Genomic DNA, 21,845 nt, shown 5'->3' with positions numbered 1-21,845 from the left:
AACACGAATTATTTAGGGTATATCATTTTTCAGCATCAAGGTGTTCACTATCAATGTTTTCACTATCAATGTTTTCACTATCAATGTTTTCACCATCAATATCTGGCGCGCGCTCTAGTGGTAGCGTGAAGCGGAAGCTAGCACCGCCATCTTTATTGTTCTCAACCCAGATGCGCCCACCGTGTACATCAATAATGGCACGACAAATGGCTAAACCCAAGCCGACACCGGGAATGGCTGACTCTTTGTTACCTCGGGAGAATTTATCAAAGATTAGCTGTTCTTGCCCAAGGGTCACTCCTGGGCCATTATCCCATACTTCTACATTTAGCCACTCACCTTGTACTGCGGCCCGAATCCCCAGCAATGCCCCCTGACCGGCATATTTATGCGCATTTTCCAACAAATTGATAAATACCCGTTCCAGTAAGCTGCCGTCACAGTTGATCAACACCATTTCATCCGGTAACTCGACGTTGATGTGATGATGATTGAGGGCGGTTTCTAGCATATGCAGGGCGCTACCCACGATCTCTTCCAGTGATTGCCACTCTTTACGTAGATTAAACCCACCCGATTGAATACGCGCCATATCCAATAAGTTATTCACCAGCCGGGTGGTACTCAGCACTTGTTGGCGGATTTGATTGGCTTGCGGCGCATGGCGTGAACCTTCCGCTGCCAGATCCAGCGTCAAAATTTCGGCCTGACCGAATAGCACCGTCAATGGGGTACGTAAATCATGAGATAGTGCCGCCAGCAGTGAGTTACGCAGTTGCTCGCGTTCGGCATCCAGTTTTGCCAATTCGGCACTGCGGGCCAGATGTAGCCTTTCCAGAGCATTGGCGATCAGACTGGTAAAGGTTTGCAGCAAGCGCTGCTGCTCCGGCACCATTAATTGGCGCAGGTTGGCAGGTTCGATTGCCAGCACGCCAAAAGTTTGCCTGGAGGCGGTCAACGGTAATAACTGATAGGGGACACCGGGCAGGGTGTCGGTACCGGCACCTGCTGGTGCGCCTTTGTCAAAACTCCAGCGGGCAATAGCCACATCAACAGAAAGTGCGCCGCCTTCGTCAGTGGCGACTTGCTGCAAGCGTCCATCTTCTTGTGGCAGTAACAGGTCAGTTTTCGCTTGAAAACTGCTGGAGAGAAAATGACGACTGGTTTTGACAATATCCGCAGGCGTTAGGGCACGGCTTAATCCGCGCGACATCTCATACAAATGTCTGGCGCGCTGCTCGCGATAACGGGCAATTCTGGCTTGATAGCGCACCCCGGCGGTAAGATTACCCACCACGATACCGACAATCAGCATCACGCCAAACGTCACCAGATACTGCACATCAGTGACCGCCAGTGACCAATGTGGTTGAACAAAAAACAGATCGAAACTGGCGACATTAATCACTGCCGCCAAGACTGACGGCCAGCGGCCATAGAACAGTGCAATAATCACAACACCCAGTAAGTAGACCATCACCAGGTTGGCTTGATCGAAACCGGGGATGAGCCACTGCGATAACACCGTAATCAGGGCACACAAGCCGATGGCTGCCGCACAGCCACGCAGTTGCATCCGCCACTTTTCAGTAAAGGTACGAGAATCACTCTCTTTCACCACATTGGGGGGGGTATCGCCCTCCAGTGCAATAATCACCAAATCCAGATCTGGCCCCAGCTTGCCCAAGCGATCTGCAAAGCTACCACGCAGTTTCCACTGTTTTTCTGTGCGGCGACCAATGATGATTTTCCCCAGATTATGTTCTCGGGCGTAACGCAGGATGGCCTGTTCTTCACGGGGTTCTGACAGCGTAGCGGTTTCTGCTCCTAACTCTTGCGCCAATTTTAGTGTGCGTAAAATGGCCCGGCGCTTCGCTTCTGGCAGGCCATGCAGGCGGGGGGTTTCCACATAGACTGCATGCCAGATACACCCCAATCGGGCTGCCAGCCGGGCAGCGGTTCGAACCAGTTTTTCGTTACCGCTGTTATGGCCAATACACAATAAGATGGCATCACGGGTATGCCAGACACGTTCGCGCCCCTGAGTATCACGGAAGGCACGCATCTGATCATCAACCCGATCCGCGGTACGGCGCAGTGCCAGTTCGCGCAGGGCGATTAAATTGCCCTTACGGAAGAAGTGCTCGATGGCTCGCTCCGCCTGACCCGAAATATAGACTTTACCTTCATTCAGCCGCTGGCGCAGGTCATCGGGGGGGAGGTCGACCAAAACCACTTCAGTGGCTTCATCAAACATATGATCGGGCACGGTTTCCCGCACCCGGATACCGGTCACGCCGCCGACCACATCATTCAGGCTTTCCAGATGCTGTACATTGACGGTGGTCAGCACATCAATGCCTGCATCCAGCAGTTCTTCAACATCCTGCCAGCGTTTCGGATGGCGCGAGCCATAGGCATTACTGTGCGCCAGCTCATCCATCAGGATCAGGGCCGGGTGGCGTGCCAGGGCCGCATCCAAATCAAATTCACATACCTGACGATTGCGGTGATGAATTCGCTTTTGCGGTAGGATGGTCAGCCCTTCGAGCAGCGCTGCGGTTTCGCTACGCCCGTGTGTTTCCACCACACCAACCAATACATCCAGCCCTTGAGTCCGCAGGCGCTGAGCCTCTTGCAGCATGGCGTAAGTTTTGCCCACCCCCGCGCAGGCCCCGAAAAACACTTTCAGCCGGCCACGGGTCTTCTCATTGGCTGCTGCGAGCAGGCTGTCGGGGTCGGGGCGGGTTGGTTCTGCATCCACCATGTTATGTCCTTAAGATTTTGCCGGGTTGATCGGTACTTTTACCGGGCTTTGGGCATCCAACGCCATATTCAGATTCAGCACATTCACCACTGATTCACCGAAGAAGTTCGGTGTCGCTTTTTGCACACTACTATCAATCAACTGCTTCACTTCAGACAATGGCATCTGGCGCACGCTGGCGATGCGGGGAGCCTGATAATAGGCCGCTTCCAGTGAAATACTGGGATCCAGACCACTGCCTGATGCTGTCACCAAATCAACCGGGACTGGGCCAGTTTGTGTCGGGTTAGCCTGACGCAGTAATGTTACTCGCTCACTGATAACCTGATCCAGTGCGGGATTGCTGATGGACAGATTACTCCCACCAGAGGCCATTGGATTATAAGGCATATCTGCTGTTACCGATGGGCGGCCGGCAAAATAGCCTGGCTGAGTAAAGTTTTGGCCTAGCAAGGTAGAACCGACAACTTCATCACCCAGCATCGCCAGTGAACCACGCGCTTGCTCGGCAAACATCAATTTTGCCAATCCGGTAGTCAGCAGAGGATAAGCTATCCCGGTGATAAGTGTCAGTAATATCAGTAGAACCAATGAAGGTCGCAGGTATGACATGGATATTGCCTCTCTATTAGGTCTTAATAGCGGCCACCAGCAAAACACGCCGTGGCCATTGCAAACATTAATTACTGAGTTTTCAGCCCATCATTAGGGCGGTCAGTACCAGATCGATCAGTTTGATACCGACAAACGGCACCAATAGGCCACCCAGCCCATAGATCCACAAGTTACGACGCAGCAGCGCCGCTGCACTCATCGCCTTGTAACTCACCCCTTTCAGTGCCAACGGGATCAGGAACATAATCACCAGCGCGTTAAAAATAACCGCCGACAGTATGGCCGACGCCGGGGAGTGCAACTGCATGACATTCAGGGCATTAAGCTGCGGATAGGTAGCTGCAAATGCAGCCGGGATAATGGCGAAATATTTAGCAACGTCGTTGGCGATACTGAAGGTGGTCAGCGATCCACGGGTCATCAGCATCTGTTTACCGATATGCACCACCTCAATCAACTTGGTTGGGTTAGAATCCAAATCCACCATGTTGCCAGCTTCTTTCGCCGCTTGTGTTCCCGAGTTCATCGCCACGGCGACGTCAGCCTGCGCCAGTGCCGGGGCGTCGTTGGTACCGTCACCGGTCATTGCCACCAATCGGCCTTCGGCCTGATACTGGCGAATCAATGCCAGTTTGGCCTCTGGCGTGGCTTCCGCCAGAAAATCATCCACACCCGCTTCGGCGGCAATGGCGGCTGCTGTCAGGCGGTTATCACCGGTGATCATCACTGTTTTGATGCCCATTTTGCGCAACTCGGCAAAACGTTCTTTGATGCCACCTTTGACGATATCTTTCAGCGCCACTACACCCAGCACCCGTGGCCCATCGGCCACTACCAGTGGCGTACCACCGGTGCGGGCGACACTTTCCACCGCGTCTTCCACTGCCCGCGGGAAATGGCCCTGATTGGACTCGACATGGCGGCGAATAGCATCCACAGCACCTTTACGGATCATTCTGTCCTGCACGTTCACACCACTCATCCGTGTTTGTGCCGAGAAAGGCACAAAGGTGGCATTCAGACTGTGCAAGTCACGTTCGCGCAGGTTAAAGCGCTGTTTCGCTAACACCACGATACTGCGGCCTTCTGGCGTTTCATCCGCCAAAGACGAGAGCTGCGCGGCATCGGCCAGTTGTTGCTCGGTGACACCCGGTGCAGGTAAAAACTCAGACGCCTGGCGGTTACCCAGTGTGATAGTGCCGGTTTTATCCAACAACAGCACATCAACGTCACCGGCAGCTTCCACCGCGCGCCCGCTGGTGGCGATCACGTTAGCGCCCAGCATCCGGCTCATCCCGGCAACCCCGATGGCTGATAGCAGGCCACCGATGGTGGTTGGGATCAGACAAACCAGCAGCGCCACCAGTACCGTAATTGTCACCGGTGAACCGGCATGATTGGCCTCAACACTGAACACCGAGAACGGATAGAGAGTCGCCGTCGCCAGTAAGAAGACAATGGTCAGAGCCACCAGCAAAATGGTCAACGCCACTTCGTTAGGGGTTTTACGCCGTTTCGCGCCTTCAACCATGGCGATCATCCGGTCAAGGAAGGTTTCGCCGGGGTTAACGCTGCACTCAACTACCAACCAGTCGGACAGCACGCGGGTACCGCCGGTCACGGAAGAGAAGTCACCACCGGATTCACGGATAACCGGAGCAGATTCGCCGGTAATGGCGCTTTCATCAACGGATGCACCACCTTCCAGCACTTCGCCGTCACAGGGCACGGTATCGCCAGCTTCAATTAACACCACATCGCCTTTGCGCAAGCTATCGGCGGAGACTTTCTCCTGTGGCGCATCAAAGCGGGCTTCTGACAGTTTTTTGGCCCAACTGGTTTTTTTCACCCCACGCAGACTTTCTGCCTGCGCTTTACTGCGCCCCTCGGCCAAAGCTTCGGCGAAGTTGGCAAACAGCACGGTAAACCACAGCCACAGAGCCACATTGCCGGTAAACATGGCACTACCGGTGGTTTGGCCGCTTAATATCGCCAGCCAAATCAGAGTGGTCAGCCAACTCCCCAGATAGACCACGAACATCACTGGGTTACGCCATTGGACGCGTGGGTCCAGTTTCTTCACGGCATCAATAAGCGCAGTACGAACCAGTGCTGGCTCAAAAATCGCGCGTTGTTTGCGTGTCATAGTAGTTCTCTCATCAATGTGCTAACCAAACTTGCAGATGCTCAGCAACCGGACCTAAGGCCAGCGCTGGGATAAAGGTCAATGCGCCGACCAACAGCACCGTACCTACCAGCAAACCGATAAATAGTGGTCCAGCGGTTGGCAGCGTGCCATTACCCGCGGGTTGCCGCTTCTTCGCCACCAATGAGCTGGCAATGGCCAATACCGGCAGAATCACGCCAAAGCGGCCGAAGAACATGGCGGCGGCCAGCAGCAGGTTATAAAACGGCGTATTGACACTCAGGCCAGCAAAGGCGCTGCCGTTATTGTTGGCCGCAGAGGAGAGGGCGTAGAGAACTTCGCTAAAACCATGCGCACCGGGGTTAAGAATCCCCGCCCGCCCGGCATCAGTGCAGAGTGCCAGTGCGGTACCCAGCAGCACGATAGCCGGGGTGACCAGAATGGCCAGCGCGGTCATTTTCATATCAAATACGTCAATTTTCTTGCCAAGATATTCAGGGGTACGACCAATCATCAACCCGGCAATAAAGACGGTCAGCAGCACGAATAGCAGCATGCCGTATAACCCAGAACCGACCCCACCAAACACCACCTCGCCAATCTGCATTAACCACATCGGTACCATGCCACCTAAGGCGGTAAAGGAGTCATGCATGGCGTTAACGGCCCCACAAGAGGCTGCGGTAGTGACCACGGCATACATACTGGTTGCCAGAATGCCGAAGCGGGATTCTTTACCTTCCATATTGATATTGCTGTCGGCACCTAACTGAGTTAAGTGCGGGTTACCGGCCAGTTCTGCATACATCACCACGACTACGGCCACCACAAAAATCAGTGACATAGCCCAGATCAGCGCATGGCCCTGACGGCTATCACCCACCACCTGACCGAAGGCAAAACAGAGTGAACAGGGTATGAGGAAAATCGCCAGCATCTGCATAAAGTTACTAAAAGCAGTTGGGTTTTCAAATGGATGTGCGGAGTTAGCGCCAAAGAAACCGCCGCCGTTGGTCCCCAACATTTTTATGGCTTCCTGCGAGGCTACCGGCCCCATTGGTAGGGTCTGTTTTACCCCTTCAAGGGTGGTGATATGCAGGTAGCCATCCAGGTTTTGTAATACCCCCTGACTGACGAAAATTAGTGCGATAATCAGCGCAATCGGCAGCAACACATATAAGGTGATGCGCACCAGATCGACCCAGGCATTTCCCAGTGTGTGGGCCGAATGGCGGGCAAAGGCACGGATCAGAGCAAAAGCGACGGCAATGCCGGTTGCGGCAGAGAGGAAGTTTTGTACCGTCAGACCGGCCATTTGACTGAGATAACTGAGGGTGTTTTCGCCGCTATAGGCTTGCCAGTTGGTGTTAGTGACAAAGCTGACCGCGGTATTTAAGGCCAGATGCCATGACATACCCGGCATGTGTTCAGGATTTAGCGGTAACGAACCTTGCGCCATCAACAGCGTGAACAGCAAGGCAATACCCAGTAAGTTAAAGCAGAGAATGGCGAGCGCATATTGCCAGCCGTTCATCTCTTCATTTTTTACACCGCTACAACGCCATAAACCGGCCTCGACTTGGCGCAATGGCGCAAAGGGTTCGCCTTCGATTATGCGAGCCAAAAAGCTCCCCAACGGGCGGGACAGCACCAACAACACCAGCATGAAGCTGGCGATAAGCAGAAATCCTGACGCTGCCATTTAAAAATCCTCCGCATTAAACAAGGCATAAACCAGATAGCCAAGAAGCAGTAGGACCAACAGCGCACCACTAATGATGCTGAAACTCACGATACACCTCCACAACGCTTATTTTTGATAACAACAGCTTATGAAGTCGGGCGAAAAGTTCCTGATAAAAAATGGCCGTGAGGTGTAAAAAAAGTATAAAAACGGTCAAAAAACAGACATGAAATGGGTGTAAATTAACCAGTGGCAGCGCAGTATCGCCAATTCTGGCCCTTGAAGGGTTAGGCACTAAGTCAATACATATAATTTGCCAATTACTAAAGAGTACATAACTGTAATGTAACCAATGATTGGTTTTAAATTAACCTTACTGTAACAAAATTACAGAATTGACAATTTATTTCGGCTTTTGATGCAATTGAGTGGTCGGATGAGTGGTAAAATTTCAACCGATACGGTAAAATTTTGTCCAGTTTCCAATTTTGTTTATTTTATTTTCAACGCCAAGTTGTAAATCGACTCTCTGTTTAACCGAGTTGGCTGTTACACAAAGGCGTTTTAAAGGAGGATCGTTATGACCATGTACAACGCATACCCATTGCATCAGGTTCTCTTGCGCCGGAGCGCAGTGATTCTGGTCGGTTTACTGGCACTGCCGGTGATGTTTTTCCGCAAAGACCGTGCCCGCTTTTACAGTTACCTGCACCGGGTTTGGGCTAAAACCAGTGATAAGCCGGTGTGGTTGGCACAGTCTGAATCGGCAATACAGGATTTTTACTGAGATAAATCAGTAAGCTGCTCGTAGATAAAAACGGCGTAAAATTAATGGCCCGTGGGTTAACACTCGCGGGCTTTTTACTGCCTGCGATATCTGCCCCAGATATAAAGGTATCAAGCAATAGCGTGGTTCTCGGGCAACAACTGTTATGCTGTGATGAGAAAAGTTGAAGTTGCCAAGGCCAAGGGAGAATAGAATGCTGGAGAGTAATCAGGTAACCCACAGTATTGAGTACTGCCATGCGCGAGACGAGCTTGATGCGTTATATGCAGCAGGCATAACGCGTGGCCAATTGATGGATTTTCATAGCCGGTATAAGTTAGTGCTGTTGGCGCATTCGCAGCCTGAATATCGCGAAATTGGTCCTTTTATTGCCTCAATGGATAGATGGTCATCATTAATTGAGTTTACTGATGAGTATCGCCAGCGTTTACTGCATTTGTTGTCTCATCAGCCAACGTCCGCCAATCACACCAACGTATTAATGCATGTACAGGGCTATTTTCGGCCTTACCTTACGTCAACACAACGTCAGGCATTGGCACAGCTTATCGAGCAGTATCGGGTAGGTGAGTTGCCTTTGAGTGTCCCTATCGGCCAAATAAATGCTTACTTGGTTGAATTCCCGAATGAGTATCTGGCCGGACAACGCTATTTTACATTTTACTCGGCACAAGGATAAGGCATGGCGACGCATCTGGTCTGGTTTCGTAATGATTTACGCGTAACGGATAATCTGGCGCTGCATGCCGCTTGTCAGGATCCACAAGCCACTGTGATTGCGCTATTTATCGCCACGCCGGCACAATGGGCGGCACATGATATGGCTCCCCGGCAGGCCACCTTCCTGCTGCAAAACCTACAACAGTTACAGCACGCACTGGCTATACGGGCGATACCGCTACACTATCATCAGTGTGATAATTTTCAGGATTCCATTATCTGGCTGGATGATTTTTGTCAGCAGCAGCAAGTGGATGCGCTATTTTATAACCAACAGTATGAGTTAAATGAACAACTGCGAGATGGGGCGCTAGTGACGCGGCTCAATCATCGGCAAGAAGCCGGTCACACCATTACTTGTCACCGTTTCGATGACAGTGTGTTATTGCCGCCGGGCAGTGTCCTGACGGGTAATAATGAGATGTACAAAGTATTTACCCCGTTTCGCCGCGCTTTTATTCAGCGTTTAATGATGAGTGAATGCCGCTGTGTCCCTGCGCCAAAAACGCGCGATAACGTGGTAGCTGCCATGCCATTACCACTGCTCCCGTTTGACTATCCGCAACAACCGGTAGATAGCCAATTATTTCCGGCAGGCGAAGAGGCGGCATTACACCGCCTGCGCAGTTTTTGTCGCGAGCAGGTTCAGGACTACCAGCAACAACGTGATCTGCCCGCTGTGGCAGGGACCAGTTGTTTGTCACCTTATCTGGCGTTGGGGATACTTTCGCCCCGTCAATGCTTTAACCGCTTGTTGGCAGAATGCCCCGCGTTGCTGGAAAACTCCGACGGTGGTGCTTTTACTTGGCTTAATGAGTTGATCTGGCGTGAATTTTATCGCCATTTGTTAGTGGCCTATCCGCGTTTATGCCAGCATCGTCCCTTTATTGACTGGGCTGATGGCGTAATATGGCATCACTCAGAACAGCAACTGCTTGCCTGGCAGCAGGGGCAAACAGGTTACCCTATTGTTGATGCAGCTATGCGGCAGTTGAATGAAACCGGCTGGATGCATAACCGCCTGCGGATGATCAGCGCCAGTTTTCTGGTTAAAGATCTGTTGATCGATTGGCGACACGGCGAACGCTATTTTATGTCCCAGCTATTGGATGGGGATTTGGCTGCCAATAATGGCGGCTGGCAGTGGGCTGCCTCCACGGGTACTGATGCTGCACCCTATTTTCGTATTTTTAATCCCACCACCCAGGGCGAGCGTTTTGACCCGAGCGGCGTTTTTATCCGCCGTTGGTTACCTGAGCTGGCGAGGGTGCCAGACAGTGATATCCATCAGCCATGGCGCTGGGCGCAGCGGCAACAGCAACATCTGGATTACCCACTACCGCTGGTGGATCATAAGCTGGCCAGATTGGCTACACTCGCGGCATTTGAAGCCGCTAAGCGGGATGGCCGCAAGGATCCCTAATCACCAGGAGCCTGCATGTTTTTGACATATATTTCGACTAAATTCTGTGTTTCAACTAAAACCCATGTTTTAACGAAACCCACGTTATGTACCAATAAGATAACCCACATGGTGCTTAACGCCGGGCTGATTTTATCGTTTAGCCTATATAGCTCGCTGGCAGCGGCCGGTTTTGAGGTGGTGGCACTGGGGGTGGATGGGGGTGTCAGCGATGGCAATCTGACATCTTATCTGATTCGTGATGATAGCCAGCCGGTCTATTTAGCTCTGGATGCCGGTTCGGTGTTACCGGGTATTGCCAAAGCTCTGGAGAAGGGCGCTTTCCCCGAGATTACCGATGAAACCGCCGCCCCGCTGACACGTCAGGGTTATATCTTCCGCCAGCGCATCAACAGCTATTTTCTTAGTCATGCCCATCTTGACCATGTTTCCGGCCTGATTATCGGTTCGCCGGAAGACAGCAAAAAGACCCTTTATGCCTCGGCAGACACGATTGATGTATTGCGAAACTACTATTTTAACTGGCGTGTCTGGCCTAACTTTACTGACAGCGGCAGCGGTACCCGGCTGGGAACCTATCGCATGCAGATGGTGCGGCCAAATCAACCTCTAAGCCTGGGCTTAACCCGTTTGACGGGGGAATTGTATCCACTGAGCCATGATAAGTCCCCCTCTGCTATGTTATTGATCAGCAGTAATAATCAGTCATTTGCCTATTTTGGTGATACTGGCCCGGATGAGATGGAAAAGTCGAAAAATCTGGATACGGTGTGGCGTAACCTGGCCGAAAAGGTTAAACAGCAGCAATTGAAAGGGATGATAATCGAAGTTTCTTTCCCCAATGACGTTGCTGATAGCAAGTTGTACGGCCATATGACGCCTAAGTGGTTGCTGAAGGAATTGAAAAATCTGGAGAAATACAGCGGTGAAGGCCAACCATTAAAGGGGCTACCGGTGGTTATCAGTCATATAAAACCTTCATTTAAACAGGGGCAAGATGTGCGTAAAACCATTGCCACTGAGTTGCAACAAGGCAATGATATGGGGGTTAATTTTATCCTGATGGAGCAAGGCGATAGCCAGCGTTTTTAACTACCCATTTATATTTTTTGAGGCTGATGAAATGCGCAATACCGAACTGGAAACTCTACTCAATAACCAACTGAATATCTCGGCTTTTCAAGACTATGCACCCAATGGTTTGCAAGTTGAGGGGCGCGAAGAGATCAAGCGCATTGTCACCGGCGTGACCGCCAGCCAGGCACTATTGGATGCTGCGGTTGGGCAACAGGCTGATGCTATTTTGGTTCATCACGGTTATTTTTGGAAAAATGAACCGGTCGTGGTGCGTGGAATGAAACGTAACCGGCTGAAAACATTGCTTACCAACGATATTAATTTGTATGGCTACCATTTGCCACTGGATGCTCATCCTGAATTAGGCAATAACGCGCAATTGGCTAAATTACTGGGTATTCGGGGGGTGGGTGAAATTGAATCTTTCTTACCTTATGGTGAGTTTGATGCACCGTTAAATGCGGTAATTTTACGTGAACGGCTGGAAAAGTTGTTGGGCCGTGAGGTATTACATTGTGGTGATCGAGCGCCAGTAGATGTGCGTCGTCTTGCCTGGTGTACCGGCGGCGGGCAGGGTTTTATCCAACAAGCGGCTGATTTTGGTGTTGATGCATTTATCACTGGTGAAGTTTCAGAGCAAACAATTCATATTGCCCGGGAGATGGGCGTGAATTTTTATGCTGCGGGGCATCACGCCACTGAGCGCTACGGCATCAAGGCGTTAGGTGAATGGTTGGCTAGCAAGCATCAATTTGAAGTTATCTTTATCGATATCCCCAATCCCGCCTGACCATTATGCAACATTATGCACTGGTAATAAGTATCGGTGCATAACCTACTGTAGATATCTCCTTGTTTATGTGCAATTAAACCATACTTTAAACAAGGTTTTATCCTCTCTCTGGCTATTTAAAATCACCATCTGGCCATAGTTGGATGATAAACCGACAGTTTTTAAGAATATTTGCTCTCTATAGCCTGATTCTAAATAAGAAAAGAATCGATTATTTACCTCTTTCCTTCGTAAAAAACTTCAAAATACGCGGTTTCCAGCGGTTAATTTCAGTATTTACATTGAATCTAGTGATTGCTGATATCTATTGGTTGATTCAGTTCTATTGACAGCAGTTAGGTGCTAACGCATAAATATGTCCTTATAAAAGCTATTTATCTAATGAAAATAAAAACTATACATGTCTTAGGGGGACGGGAGTGCAAAGAGCACGATGCTATTTATTGGGAGAGAGTGCGGTGGTTCTGGAATTGGAACCGCCGGTAACATTAGCAAGCCAGCAACGGATCTGGGGCTTGGCTGATCGTCTGATTCATCATCCTGATGTCCTTGAAGCGATTCCGGGTATGAATAATCTGACTCTATTATTGTCAGATCCACAAAATACGGCGCTGGACGCCATTGAACGCCTCCAACGCTGGTGGGAAGAGAGCGAATCATTAGTGCCTGAATCACGTGATATCACCATTCCAGTGATTTATGGCGGTGAGGCAGGCCCAGACCTGGCTGAAGTGGCTCATCACACTGGCATGACAGAGCGTCAGGTGGTGGAGTGCCACGCTGGCGCGAGCTATATCGTCTATTTTTTGGGGTTCCAGCCGGGCTTCTCATATCTGGGGGGGATGCCGGAAAAGCTCGCCACGCCACGGCGTGCTGAACCACGTTTAGTGGTAGCACCCGGTTCTGTCGGTATTGGCGGTAGCCAAACCGGTATCTATCCACTGGCAACGCCCGGTGGCTGGCAACTTATTGGCCGCACATCATTGGCACTGTTTAATCCGCTGGAGATGCCGCCAACCTTGTTACGGCCCGGCGATAATGTGCGCTTCCTGCCCTTAAAGGAGGGCGTATGCTGAATATTATTCGTTCAGGTATTTATACCACAGTCCAAGACAGTGGCCGTGGCGGTTTTCGCCGTTTGGGAATCAGTCAGGGTGGGGCACTCGATTTACCGGCGCTCAGCATGGCAAATATGCTGGTAGGTAATGAGCCTGATGCTGCCGGGCTGGAAATTACCCTGGGTCAGTTTACGGCACAATTTACGCAACCAGGCTGGATAGCGGTGACAGGAGCCGGTTGCGATGCCCGACTTGATAATCAGTTGCTGTGGACCGGCTGGCGTTATCCGGTCAAGCCGGGGCAGCAGCTAAAACTCAGTGTGCCACATCGGGGAATGCGCAGCTATTTAGCCATCTCTGGAGGGATTGCAGTACCGGAGATGTTGGGTTCACGCAGCACCGACCTGAAAGCCGGTTTTGGCGGTTATCAGGGGCGACTGATCAAAGATGGCGACACCCTGGCATTAGGCCAAGCTACACGTTTACCACGTGAATCAGTCGGTATCAAACAACTGTTATTTGGTAACCGTGTCCGGGCTGTTCCTGGCCCGGAATATCATGAGTTCGACGATATCGCACAGGGTGCTTTTTGGCGTGAAGCCTGGCAACTCAGCCCACAGAGCAACCGTATGGGATATCGCCTGACCGGGCGCGAATTAGCGCGCACCACGGACCGCGAGATGTTATCCCACGGATTATTACCCGGCGTGGTGCAAGTGCCGCACAACGGCCAACCGATTGTGCTGATGGCTGACGCGCAAACAACCGGCGGTTATCCGCGCATTGCCTGCGTTATCGAAGCAGATCTTTACCATTTAGCTCAGCTTAGGCTCGGCGAACCGGTGCATTTTGTGCCATGCACAGTTGAGGAAGCGCTGCGGGCCAAAGCGGAGCAACAGCATTTCTTAAAACAGATCGCATGGGGTTTACAGCAAGGATTCGATGCGACGGAGGCCAAATGAAGATTGATTTAAACGCCGACTTAGGTGAAGGCTGCGCTAATGATCAAGCACTGCTGCAATTGGTCAGTTCAGCCAATATTGCCTGTGGCTTTCATGCCGGTGATGCGCAGACCATGCGCCAGTCGGTGCGCTGGGCTATGGAATATGGCGTTGCTATCGGTGCGCATCCGAGTTTCCCTGATCGCGAGAATTTTGGTCGAACCGCGATGCAGTTACCCCCTGAGACGGTGTATGCCCAAGTGGTTTATCAATTAGGTGCCTTGGCAGCCATCGTGAAGGCGGAGGGCGGCGTGATGCAACATGTGAAACCTCATGGCATGTTGTATAACCAGGCGGCGGTTGATCCTCTGCTGGCGGATGCAATAGCGAAAGCGGTGAAAGCCGTGGACACGTCGTTACGGCTGGTTGGATTGGCGGGAAGCGAATTGGTCCGTGCCGGTGAGCGCGCAGGTTTGGTGACCCGACAAGAGGTATTCGCTGATCGCCGCTATCAGCCTGATGGCACTCTAGTGCCGCGCAGCCAGCCAGATGCCTTAATTGAAAGTGACGAGTTGGCGTTGTCACAAACGTTGGCAATGGTGCAGCGTCAGCAGGTTCAGGCTCGTGATAGCAGTTGGGTAGCGGTACAGGCGGATACAGTATGCGTCCACGGTGATGGCGCCCATGCCTTGGATTTTGCCCGCCGTTTACGCCACAGTTTTCAGCAGCAAAATATCACGGTAACCGCGCAGTAAGATGGACGTTGGGCAGTAAAAATTATAACCGCCTGGCCCGGGTGGAATGGCTTCATCAATTAGATACATATCACACTTTATAACAACACTTTAGGACAGGAGAGTCACCTTGGAACAAACGGTAAACCTTTGGCCGCTAATTGGTATTGCGGCGATCGTAATCGGATTTTTACTGCGCATCAACGCAGTACTGGTGGTGATTACCGCCGGCATCATCACTGGTCTGGCGGCGCTAATGCCAATGGCCACTATTTTGGAAAAACTGGGTGAAGGTTTTCTCAATACCCGCAACCTACCTCTGATTCTGTTACTGCCACTGGCTGTTATCGGCTTGCTGGAGCGCCACGGCTTGAAAGAGCGAGCGCAGGCGTGGATTTCACAAATTAAAAGTGCCACCTCTGGCCGTTTATTGATTGTGTATCTGTTTGTGCGTGAAGCGACAGCCGCGCTGGGTTTAACCAGTCTGGGTGGTCATCCGCAAATGGTACGGCCATTACTGGCACCGATGGCAGAAGGGGCGGCTGAAACCCGTTATGGTGAGTTACCGGAGAAAGTGCGTTATCGCCTGCGTGCAATGTCTGCCGCGACCGATAACGTTGGGTTGTTCTTCGGTGAAGATATTTTTGTCGCTTTCGGTGCGATTATTTTTATGCACAACTTTATGCTGGAATCCGGTGGCATTCAGACCGAGCCGTTACACATTGCGTTGTGGGGTATCCCGACTGCGATTTGTGCTTTCCTGATCCACGCCTACCGTTTGCAACGTTTGGATAAACATCTCGCCGCTGAGTTAACCGCGCTGAGTCAGTCTGCTTTGGCTACCAAGGGAGACGCAAAATGATTTTCCAACAACAATATCTTTATTGGCTGGCTGGCGTAGTGCTGTTGATTGTCGCGTTAATGTCATTTCGTGATAAGGCCAACCCACGCCGTATCACCACCGGTTTATTTTGGGGGTTATACGGGCTGATTTTCCTGGTGGGCGATTGGACCTATCGTCTGGCCAATACTTTGGCGGGCGAGGGGCCGGATGAGAAGCGCATTCTGAATATTACTGTCGGTGTGGTGGTGGTGATTATGGCGCTGATTGCCGGTTTTGGTGGGGTAAAACTGGGTAGCTATCATCAACGCACTCCAGAACAGCGCGAAGTGAGTGCCAAGCGTTTGGGGAATAGGCTGTTCATCCCGGCATTGGCTATCCCGGTGGTGACGGTTATTGGTGTGCTGCTGTTTAACAATATCCCCGCGCTGGATCAATGGCTGTTTGGTACCGGCAACCACGCCACCTTAGTCACCTTATTCTCGATGACTGTTGGTTGTGTTCTCGGTTTGATTATTGCGGTCGTCATGACCCACGAAACCGCGGCACAACCGGTGCAGGAAGCTCGGCGTTTGCTCGATTCCATCGGCTGGGCATTTATCTTGCCACAGATATTGGCCACCCTTGGCCTGCTGTTTACCACCGCCGGGGTCGGAACCGCTATTGCCCATCTGACACAGGAATATCTGGCAGTCGATCATCGCTTTGTCGCCGTGGCGGTCTATGCTATTGGCATGGCACTGTTAACCATGATCATGGGTAATGCCTTTGCTGCCTTCCCCATCGTTACTGCCGGTATCGGTATTCCAATTTTAGTATTGCAACACGGCGGTAATCCCGCAGTGATGGCAGCTATTGGTATGTTCTCAGGTTACTGCGGTACCTTAATGACCCCGATGGCAGCCAACTTTAATATCGTTCCTGCTGCGTTACTGGAGTTGCCGGATAAGAATGCGGTGATTAAAGCCCAGATTCCAACCGGGGTGACTCTTTTGATTGTTAACGTATTCTTGCTGTATTTCCTGATGTTCCTCTAGGAGTGGTGATGAGAAGTGTATTAATTACCGGGTTTGAGCCATTTGGTGGGGAGCGAGTAAATCCCTCTTGGGAAGTGGTCAAACAATTGAATGATTTAATGCTGGGTGGGGTCAGAGTGGTGGCTCGCCAGTTGCCTTGCGCCTTTGGTGAAGCATTAACTGCGTTGAATGCCGCGATAGATGAGATTCAGCCAGTATTGGTGTTGGCTGTCGGTCAGGCCGGGGGACGCGCCGATATTACTATCGAACGGGTAGCTATTAACGTTGATGATGCCCGTATTCCTGACAATTTGGGGAATCAACCGGTAGATCAGCCGATAGTTGAAGATGGCCCGGCGGCGTACTTTACCCGTTTGCCCATCAAGGCGATGGTGCAGGGTATCCGTGAGGCGGGCATTCCGGCCTCGGTCTCCCAGACGGCCGGAACCTATGTCTGTAACCATGTGATGTACGGGTTATTGCATCGGTTAAATCAGCTCAATAGTGAGGTGAAGGGTGGTTTCATTCATATCCCTTATCTGCCGGAACAGGCGGTAGCTCACCCCGGAGCACCCAGTATGTCAACACATTCAGTGCTGGTAGCCTTAGAACTGGCTATCTCTATTGCCATGCAAATTGAACACGATCTGCACATATCAGGCGGCGCGATCCACTGATTTTCCTATAAAAAAACGCCACCTTCACAGGTGGCGCTCTCATTATAAACAGCCTAACTACTCTGCTTATTTCTTCAGTTGACTATTGAAGTCACGTTCGGCATAACCGGTATAAAGCTGACGCGGACGGGCAATTTTAAGGCCCTCATCGTGCATTTCATTCCAGTGAGCAATCCAGCCAATGGTACGGGCTATCGCGAACATCACAGTAAACATTGAAGACGGGATCCCCATGGCTTTCAGGATGATACCTGAATAGAAGTCCACGTTTGGATATAGCTTTTTCTCAACGAAGTAGGGGTCTTCCAGTGCGATACGTTCCAGCTCTTTCGCGACAGCAAATAGGCTGTCATTTTCCAGTTTGAGTTCTTTCAATACCTCATCACAGGTTTCTTTCATCACCGTAGCGCGCGGATCGTAATTCTTATACACGCGGTGACCGAAGCCCATCAGGCGGAACGAGTCGTTTTTATCCTTCGCGCGTTTGATAAATTCTGGAATGTGCTCGACAGATTTAATCTCTTCCAGCATTTTCAGGCAGGCTTCGTTCGCGCCGCCGTGAGCTGGCCCCCACAGAGATGCTATCCCCGCGGCGATACAGGCAAACGGGTTAGCGCCCGAAGAACCTGCGGTGCGCACGGTAGAGGTAGAGGCGTTCTGTTCGTGGTCGGCATGTAGGATAAAAATACGATCCATCGCGCGTTCCAGCACCGGGTTGACTTCATACTCTTCGCACGGTGTGGAGAACATCATACGCAGGAAGTTACCGGCATAGGACAGGTCGTTACGTGGATAAACGAAGGGCTGGCCGATGGAATATTTGTAACACATGGCAGCCACTGTTGGCATTTTAGACAGCAGACGGAAGGCGGTAATTTCACGATGGCGCTCGTTGTTTACATCCAGTGCGTCATGGTAGAACGCGGCCAGTGCACCGGTCACTCCGCATAATACAGCCATCGGATGTGAGTCGCGACGGAACCCACGGAACAAGCTGGTGATTTGCTCGTGGATCATGGTGTGGCGGGTTACTGTCGCTTTGAAGGTTTCATACTCTTCTGTTGTGGGTGTTTCGCCGTACAGCAGAATGTAGCAAACTTCCAGATAAGTAGAGTTTTTTGCCAATTGATCAATAGGGTATCCACGATGCAGTAGGATCCCTTTATCACCATCGATAAACGTGATTTTTGATTCGCAGGACGCGGTAGAGGTAAACCCAGGGTCATAGGTAAAATACCCTTTAGAACCTAAAGTGCTGACGTCGATCACGTCAGTGCCGAGGGTTGGGGATAGAACCTTCAGTTCAATCGCAGCTTCGCCTGCCAGATTCAGCGTCGCTTTTTTATCAGCCATTTACAGTCTCCTTCGCGCTTATTTTAAAAACCGCTAACAACTGGAATGTCTTAGATGCCTGTAGGGCATTATCTTATCGGCACTGCTCTGTTTGATTCACGATTAAACGTTTTATTCACGATTAAAACATGATTTAGGGTACAGAGTGTCTTACCAATGCGGCCAGCGATCCGAGAGGCTGGATCGATAGCGACGTTACAAAGTTGTTAACGATTTGTCGGATGCTTATCGTTTATAGTTCATTGCCTACGATATCTATGGGGATATTCACTTAATACACTGTTGCATAACTTAGGCTTATGGGGAAGTGTATCCGCAGACCTTTAGTGCATCATAGGGCTTATTTCTACCCTAGTTGTAATGGAAATGTTTATTCTTTGTCAAATCAGATAATTAATTTTATATAAATTGTGTAAATCGTGATCCTAATCACTGTTCAGGGGAAATGTTACCAATCGGTTTGTGTGGGAATTGTAATAAGAATGTGAACCCCCTATACTGCCGCCAGGTCTCCGGATTACCCTGAAGTAGGAGCACCCAGCGTTATATAGAACACGTCATCTAGGCATGCAGGATGTTATGTTTAAATGTGCGATGTGAAGGGTTTCGGCTCTTAACGCTGTCTGATCCCAACAAGGCCCGGAGGAAGGAAAATAATAAGAGCTGTGTGGGCAAAACCGTGAAAAAACAAAGACCTGTCAACTTGGATCTGCAAACGATTCGATTTCCCGTTACTGCGATAGCGTCCATTTTACACCGAGTCTCTGGCGTAATTACTTTCGTTGCCGTTGGTATCCTCCTTTGGCTGTTAGGTTTGTCTGTTTCCTCGCAAGAGGGATTCATGCAAGCAGCGGCTGTCATGAATAGTTTTATTGTTAAATTCATCTTCTGGGGAATTCTTACTGCACTGGCCTATCACGTTTGCTGTGGCATCCGTCACTTGCTTATGGATTTTGGCTACATCGAAGAGAGCTTGGCTGCGGGGACCCGCTCCGCCCAAGTAACAATGGTGTTAACCTTGGTGCTGTCAGTTTTAGCTGGAGTCCTCGTATGGTAAGCAATGCTTCTGCGTTAGGGCGTAATGGAGTACACGACTGGCTGTTACTGCGTGCTTCTGCAATCGTCATCACTCTTTATATTCTTTATATCCTGGGCTTCGTCGTTATTGTCCCGGACATCACCTATGAAATCTGGCGCGGCTTTTTTGCCTCGCACATCACAAAAGTATTTACCCTGCTGACCTTACTGTCGATTCTGGCTCACGCTTGGATTGGTCTGTGGCAGGTATTAACGGACTATATAAAGCCGCTAGCGGTACGACTGGTGTTACAACTGGCCGTCGTGGTTACGCTGCTGGTCTATCTATTGTATGGAACAATTGTGGTGTGGGGTGCTTAAATGAAACTGCCGGTCAGAGAGTTTGACGCTGTTGTCGTCGGTGCAGGTGGTGCAGGTATGCGCGCCGCACTGCAAATTTCACAAATGGGGCTGTCTTGTGCCCTGATATCTAAAGTTTTCCCTACCCGTTCCCATACGGTATCTGCGCAGGGCGGTATTACCGTGGCGCTGGGTAATACCCATGAAGATAACTGGGAATGGCATATGTATGACACGGTAAAAGGTTCCGATTATATCGGTGACCAGGATGCCATTGAATATATGTGTAAAACCGGTCCAGAGGCGGTACTCGAACTGGAACATATGGGGTTACCTTTCTCCCGTTTAGAAGATGGCAGCATTTACCAGCGGCCATTTGGTGGGCAATCGCGCAACTTTGGCGGTGAGCAGGCGGCGCGAACTGCGGCAGCCGCTGACCGTACCGGCCATGCGCTATTACACACCCTTTATCAGCAAAACCTGAAAAACCACACCACTATCTTCTCTGAGTGGTATGCACTGGATCTGGTGAAAAATCAGGATGGCGCCTTTGTTGGCTGTACGGCTATCTGTATTGAAACCGGTGAAGTGGTCTATTTCAAAGCGCGGGCCACGGTGCTGGCCACCGGTGGTGCGGGTCGTATCTATCAATCAACCACCAATGCGCACATTAATACCGGTGACGGCGTGGGGATGGCACTGCGTGCCGGTGTACCGGTGCAGGATATGGAAATGTGGCAGTTCCACCCGACGGGTATCGCTGGGGCGGGGGTGCTGGTTACCGAGGGTTGCCGTGGTGAAGGCGGTTATCTGCTGAATAAGCACGGTGAACGCTTTATGGAACGTTATGCCCCGAACGCCAAAGATTTGGCGGGTCGTGACGTGGTTGCACGTTCCATTATGATTGAAATCCGTGAAGGTCGTGGCTGTGATGGTCCTTGGGGCCCACATGCCAAACTGAAGTTAGATCATTTAGGTAAAGATGTGCTGGAATCCCGTCTGCCGGGCATCCTTGAGTTATCTCGCACCTTTGCTCACGTTGACCCGATTAAAGAGCCTATTCCGGTTATTCCAACCTGTCATTACATGATGGGCGGTATTCCGACCAAAGTGACCGGCCAGGCAATTACAGTAAATGAAAAGGGTGAAGATGTTGTCATCCCTGGTTTGTTTGCGGTCGGTGAAATCGCCTGTGTTTCCGTCCACGGTGCCAACCGCCTGGGGGGCAACTCATTGCTGGACCTGGTGGTGTTTGGTCGTGCCGCCGGTATGCATCTGCAAGAGTCATTACTGGAGCAGGGTGCTAGCCGCGATGCCAGCGAATCAGATATTGAAGCCTCACTGGAACGAATGAACCGTTGGAACAACACCCGTTCAGGTGAAGATCCAGTTGAGATCCGCAAAGCACTGCAATCTTGCATGCAGCATAACTTCTCGGTATTCCGCGAAGGTGATGCGATGGCGAAAGGGTTGGAAGAGTTAAGAACTATCCGCGAACGTCTGCAAAATGCCCGTCTGGATGACACTTCCAGCGAGTTCAATACCCAGCGTATTGAATGTCTGGAATTGGATAACCTGATGGAAACTGCGTTTTCCACTGCCGTATCAGCAAACTTCCGTACCGAAAGTCGTGGTGCTCATAGCCGCTTCGACTTCCCGGACCGTGATGATGCTAACTGGCTGTGCCATTCGCTCTATTTGCCAGACACTGAGAGCATGACCCGCCGTGAGGTAAACATGCAGCCTAAGCTACGCGCGGCATTCCCGCCGAAAGTGCGTTCTTATTAATGCATGTGTTGTGTTGATAGGGTTAAACCTAACCCGTTGCGGAGGAAA

The 21,845-nt window shown here is 50.9% G+C and carries 20 protein-coding genes; 14 read left to right on the top strand and 6 right to left on the bottom strand.

Annotated features, from left to right (window positions below; genetic code table 11):
• Positions 1–22: 22 nt before the first annotated feature.
• The 5 genes from kdpD to V1956_RS18445 all read right to left on the bottom strand — a co-directional run bounded on the left by kdpD (position 23) and on the right by V1956_RS18445 (position 7,320).
• The gene (gene kdpD, locus V1956_RS18465; protein WP_442825456.1) at positions 23–2,767 is read right to left on the bottom strand and encodes a two-component system sensor histidine kinase KdpD; all 2,745 of its coding nucleotides are present in this window, start codon (positions 2,765–2,767) and stop codon (positions 23–25) included.
• Positions 2,768–2,776: 9 nt separating this feature from the next.
• Entirely contained in the window at positions 2,777–3,379 is a 603-nt protein-coding gene (gene kdpC, locus V1956_RS18460) for a potassium-transporting ATPase subunit KdpC (protein WP_083159620.1), read from the bottom strand.
• 82 nt (positions 3,380–3,461) lie between these two features.
• On the bottom strand, positions 3,462–5,528 hold the full coding sequence (kdpB, locus tag V1956_RS18455; RefSeq protein ID WP_372558350.1) for a potassium-transporting ATPase subunit KdpB: 2,067 nt from the start codon (positions 5,526–5,528) through the stop codon (positions 3,462–3,464).
• Between the two features lie 13 nt (positions 5,529–5,541).
• Positions 5,542–7,230, bottom strand: coding sequence for a potassium-transporting ATPase subunit KdpA (gene kdpA, locus V1956_RS18450; protein WP_442825455.1), 1,689 nt, complete (start codon positions 7,228–7,230; stop codon positions 5,542–5,544).
• Complete coding sequence (locus V1956_RS18445; protein ID WP_032907040.1) at positions 7,231–7,320, bottom strand: K(+)-transporting ATPase subunit F; 90 nt, start codon at positions 7,318–7,320, stop codon at positions 7,231–7,233. It abuts the gene before it with no gap.
• Between the two features lie 472 nt (positions 7,321–7,792).
• On the opposite strand from V1956_RS18445, the gene V1956_RS18440 reads away from it, so the two are divergent.
• From V1956_RS18440 to pcp, 11 genes are all read left to right on the top strand, one after another.
• Entirely contained in the window at positions 7,793–7,999 is a 207-nt protein-coding gene (locus tag V1956_RS18440) for a YbfA family protein (RefSeq protein WP_420071015.1), read from the top strand.
• Positions 8,000–8,192: 193 nt separating this feature from the next.
• Positions 8,193–8,678, top strand: coding sequence for a YbgA family protein (locus tag V1956_RS18435; protein WP_083159615.1), 486 nt, complete (start codon positions 8,193–8,195; stop codon positions 8,676–8,678).
• A gap of 3 nt (positions 8,679–8,681) precedes the next feature.
• A complete protein-coding gene (gene phrB / locus V1956_RS18430) occupies positions 8,682–10,142 on the top strand; it encodes a deoxyribodipyrimidine photo-lyase (protein WP_372558353.1) in 1,461 nt (486 codons plus the stop codon).
• Positions 10,143–10,250: 108 nt separating this feature from the next.
• A complete protein-coding gene (locus V1956_RS18425; protein WP_372559846.1) occupies positions 10,251–11,234 on the top strand; it encodes an MBL fold metallo-hydrolase in 984 nt (327 codons plus the stop codon).
• 31 nt (positions 11,235–11,265) lie between these two features.
• Positions 11,266–12,009 carry a type 2 GTP cyclohydrolase I gene (locus V1956_RS18420; protein ID WP_372558354.1) on the top strand — a complete coding sequence of 248 codons (744 nt, stop codon included), beginning with the start codon at positions 11,266–11,268 and terminating at the stop codon, positions 12,007–12,009.
• A gap of 422 nt (positions 12,010–12,431) precedes the next feature.
• Positions 12,432–13,088: a 5-oxoprolinase subunit PxpB gene (gene pxpB / locus V1956_RS18415; RefSeq protein ID WP_442825454.1), complete on the top strand. Its 657-nt coding sequence runs from the start codon at positions 12,432–12,434 to the stop codon at positions 13,086–13,088.
• Positions 13,082–14,032, top strand: a complete 951-nt coding sequence (gene pxpC / locus V1956_RS18410) for a 5-oxoprolinase subunit PxpC (protein ID WP_442825453.1) — start codon at positions 13,082–13,084, stop codon at positions 14,030–14,032. Before pxpB ends, pxpC begins: the two co-directional genes overlap by 7 nt.
• Positions 14,029–14,766, top strand: a complete 738-nt coding sequence (pxpA, locus tag V1956_RS18405; protein WP_420071016.1) for a 5-oxoprolinase subunit PxpA — start codon at positions 14,029–14,031, stop codon at positions 14,764–14,766. The genes pxpC and pxpA overlap by 4 nt, the downstream gene beginning before the upstream one ends.
• A gap of 109 nt (positions 14,767–14,875) precedes the next feature.
• On the top strand, positions 14,876–15,607 hold the full coding sequence (locus V1956_RS18400) for a DUF969 domain-containing protein (protein WP_372558356.1): 732 nt from the start codon (positions 14,876–14,878) through the stop codon (positions 15,605–15,607).
• Positions 15,604–16,623: a DUF979 domain-containing protein gene (locus V1956_RS18395; protein ID WP_372558357.1), complete on the top strand. Its 1,020-nt coding sequence runs from the start codon at positions 15,604–15,606 to the stop codon at positions 16,621–16,623. Before V1956_RS18400 ends, V1956_RS18395 begins: the two co-directional genes overlap by 4 nt.
• Before the next feature lie 8 nt (positions 16,624–16,631).
• Positions 16,632–17,279 (top strand): pyroglutamyl-peptidase I, encoded by a 648-nt coding sequence (gene pcp, locus V1956_RS18390; RefSeq protein ID WP_420071017.1) that lies wholly within the window; start codon positions 16,632–16,634, stop codon positions 17,277–17,279.
• Between the two features lie 66 nt (positions 17,280–17,345).
• Here the strand turns inward: pcp and V1956_RS18385 are convergent, their stop codons facing one another.
• A complete protein-coding gene (locus tag V1956_RS18385; RefSeq protein WP_372558359.1) occupies positions 17,346–18,632 on the bottom strand; it encodes a citrate synthase in 1,287 nt (428 codons plus the stop codon).
• Positions 18,633–19,299: 667 nt separating this feature from the next.
• Here V1956_RS18385 and sdhC point away from each other — a divergent pair.
• The 3 genes from sdhC to sdhA are packed head-to-tail and all read left to right on the top strand — an operon-like array spanning position 19,300 to position 21,797.
• Complete coding sequence (gene sdhC / locus V1956_RS18380) at positions 19,300–19,689, top strand: succinate dehydrogenase cytochrome b556 subunit (protein ID WP_372558360.1); 390 nt, start codon at positions 19,300–19,302, stop codon at positions 19,687–19,689.
• A complete protein-coding gene (gene sdhD, locus V1956_RS18375) occupies positions 19,683–20,030 on the top strand; it encodes a succinate dehydrogenase membrane anchor subunit (RefSeq protein WP_050098880.1) in 348 nt (115 codons plus the stop codon). Before sdhC ends, sdhD begins: the two co-directional genes overlap by 7 nt.
• Entirely contained in the window at positions 20,031–21,797 is a 1,767-nt protein-coding gene (sdhA, locus tag V1956_RS18370) for a succinate dehydrogenase flavoprotein subunit (RefSeq protein WP_083159603.1), read from the top strand.
• Positions 21,798–21,845: the final 48 nt, after the last annotated feature.

This window comes from Yersinia sp. 2540 StPb PI, assembly GCF_052217165.1.
GTDB classification, from domain to species: Bacteria; Pseudomonadota; Gammaproteobacteria; order Enterobacterales; family Enterobacteriaceae; genus Yersinia; species Yersinia enterocolitica_E.
This window is presented reverse-complemented; position numbering and strand designations above follow the sequence as displayed.

Excerpts from the sequence above, each read along its gene's own strand:
- kdpD (WP_442825456.1), bottom strand. The coding sequence starts at position 2,767 with ATGGTGGATGCAGAACCAACCCGCCCCGACCCCGACAGCCTGCTCGCA.
- kdpC (WP_083159620.1), bottom strand. The coding sequence starts at position 3,379 with ATGTCATACCTGCGACCTTCATTGGTTCTACTGATATTACTGACACTT.
- kdpB (WP_372558350.1), bottom strand. The coding sequence starts at position 5,528 with ATGACACGCAAACAACGCGCGATTTTTGAGCCAGCACTGGTTCGTACT.
- kdpA (WP_442825455.1), bottom strand. The coding sequence starts at position 7,230 with ATGGCAGCGTCAGGATTTCTGCTTATCGCCAGCTTCATGCTGGTGTTG.
- V1956_RS18440 (WP_420071015.1), top strand. The coding sequence starts at position 7,793 with ATGACCATGTACAACGCATACCCATTGCATCAGGTTCTCTTGCGCCGG.
- V1956_RS18435 (WP_083159615.1), top strand. The coding sequence starts at position 8,193 with ATGCTGGAGAGTAATCAGGTAACCCACAGTATTGAGTACTGCCATGCG.
- phrB (WP_372558353.1), top strand. The coding sequence starts at position 8,682 with ATGGCGACGCATCTGGTCTGGTTTCGTAATGATTTACGCGTAACGGAT.
- V1956_RS18425 (WP_372559846.1), top strand. The coding sequence starts at position 10,251 with ATGGTGCTTAACGCCGGGCTGATTTTATCGTTTAGCCTATATAGCTCG.
- V1956_RS18420 (WP_372558354.1), top strand. The coding sequence starts at position 11,266 with ATGCGCAATACCGAACTGGAAACTCTACTCAATAACCAACTGAATATC.
- pxpC (WP_442825453.1), top strand. The coding sequence starts at position 13,082 with ATGCTGAATATTATTCGTTCAGGTATTTATACCACAGTCCAAGACAGT.
- pxpA (WP_420071016.1), top strand. The coding sequence starts at position 14,029 with ATGAAGATTGATTTAAACGCCGACTTAGGTGAAGGCTGCGCTAATGAT.
- V1956_RS18395 (WP_372558357.1), top strand. The coding sequence starts at position 15,604 with ATGATTTTCCAACAACAATATCTTTATTGGCTGGCTGGCGTAGTGCTG.
- pcp (WP_420071017.1), top strand. The coding sequence starts at position 16,632 with ATGAGAAGTGTATTAATTACCGGGTTTGAGCCATTTGGTGGGGAGCGA.
- V1956_RS18385 (WP_372558359.1), bottom strand. The coding sequence starts at position 18,632 with ATGGCTGATAAAAAAGCGACGCTGAATCTGGCAGGCGAAGCTGCGATT.
- sdhD (WP_050098880.1), top strand. The coding sequence starts at position 19,683 with ATGGTAAGCAATGCTTCTGCGTTAGGGCGTAATGGAGTACACGACTGG.
- sdhA (WP_083159603.1), top strand. The coding sequence starts at position 20,031 with ATGAAACTGCCGGTCAGAGAGTTTGACGCTGTTGTCGTCGGTGCAGGT.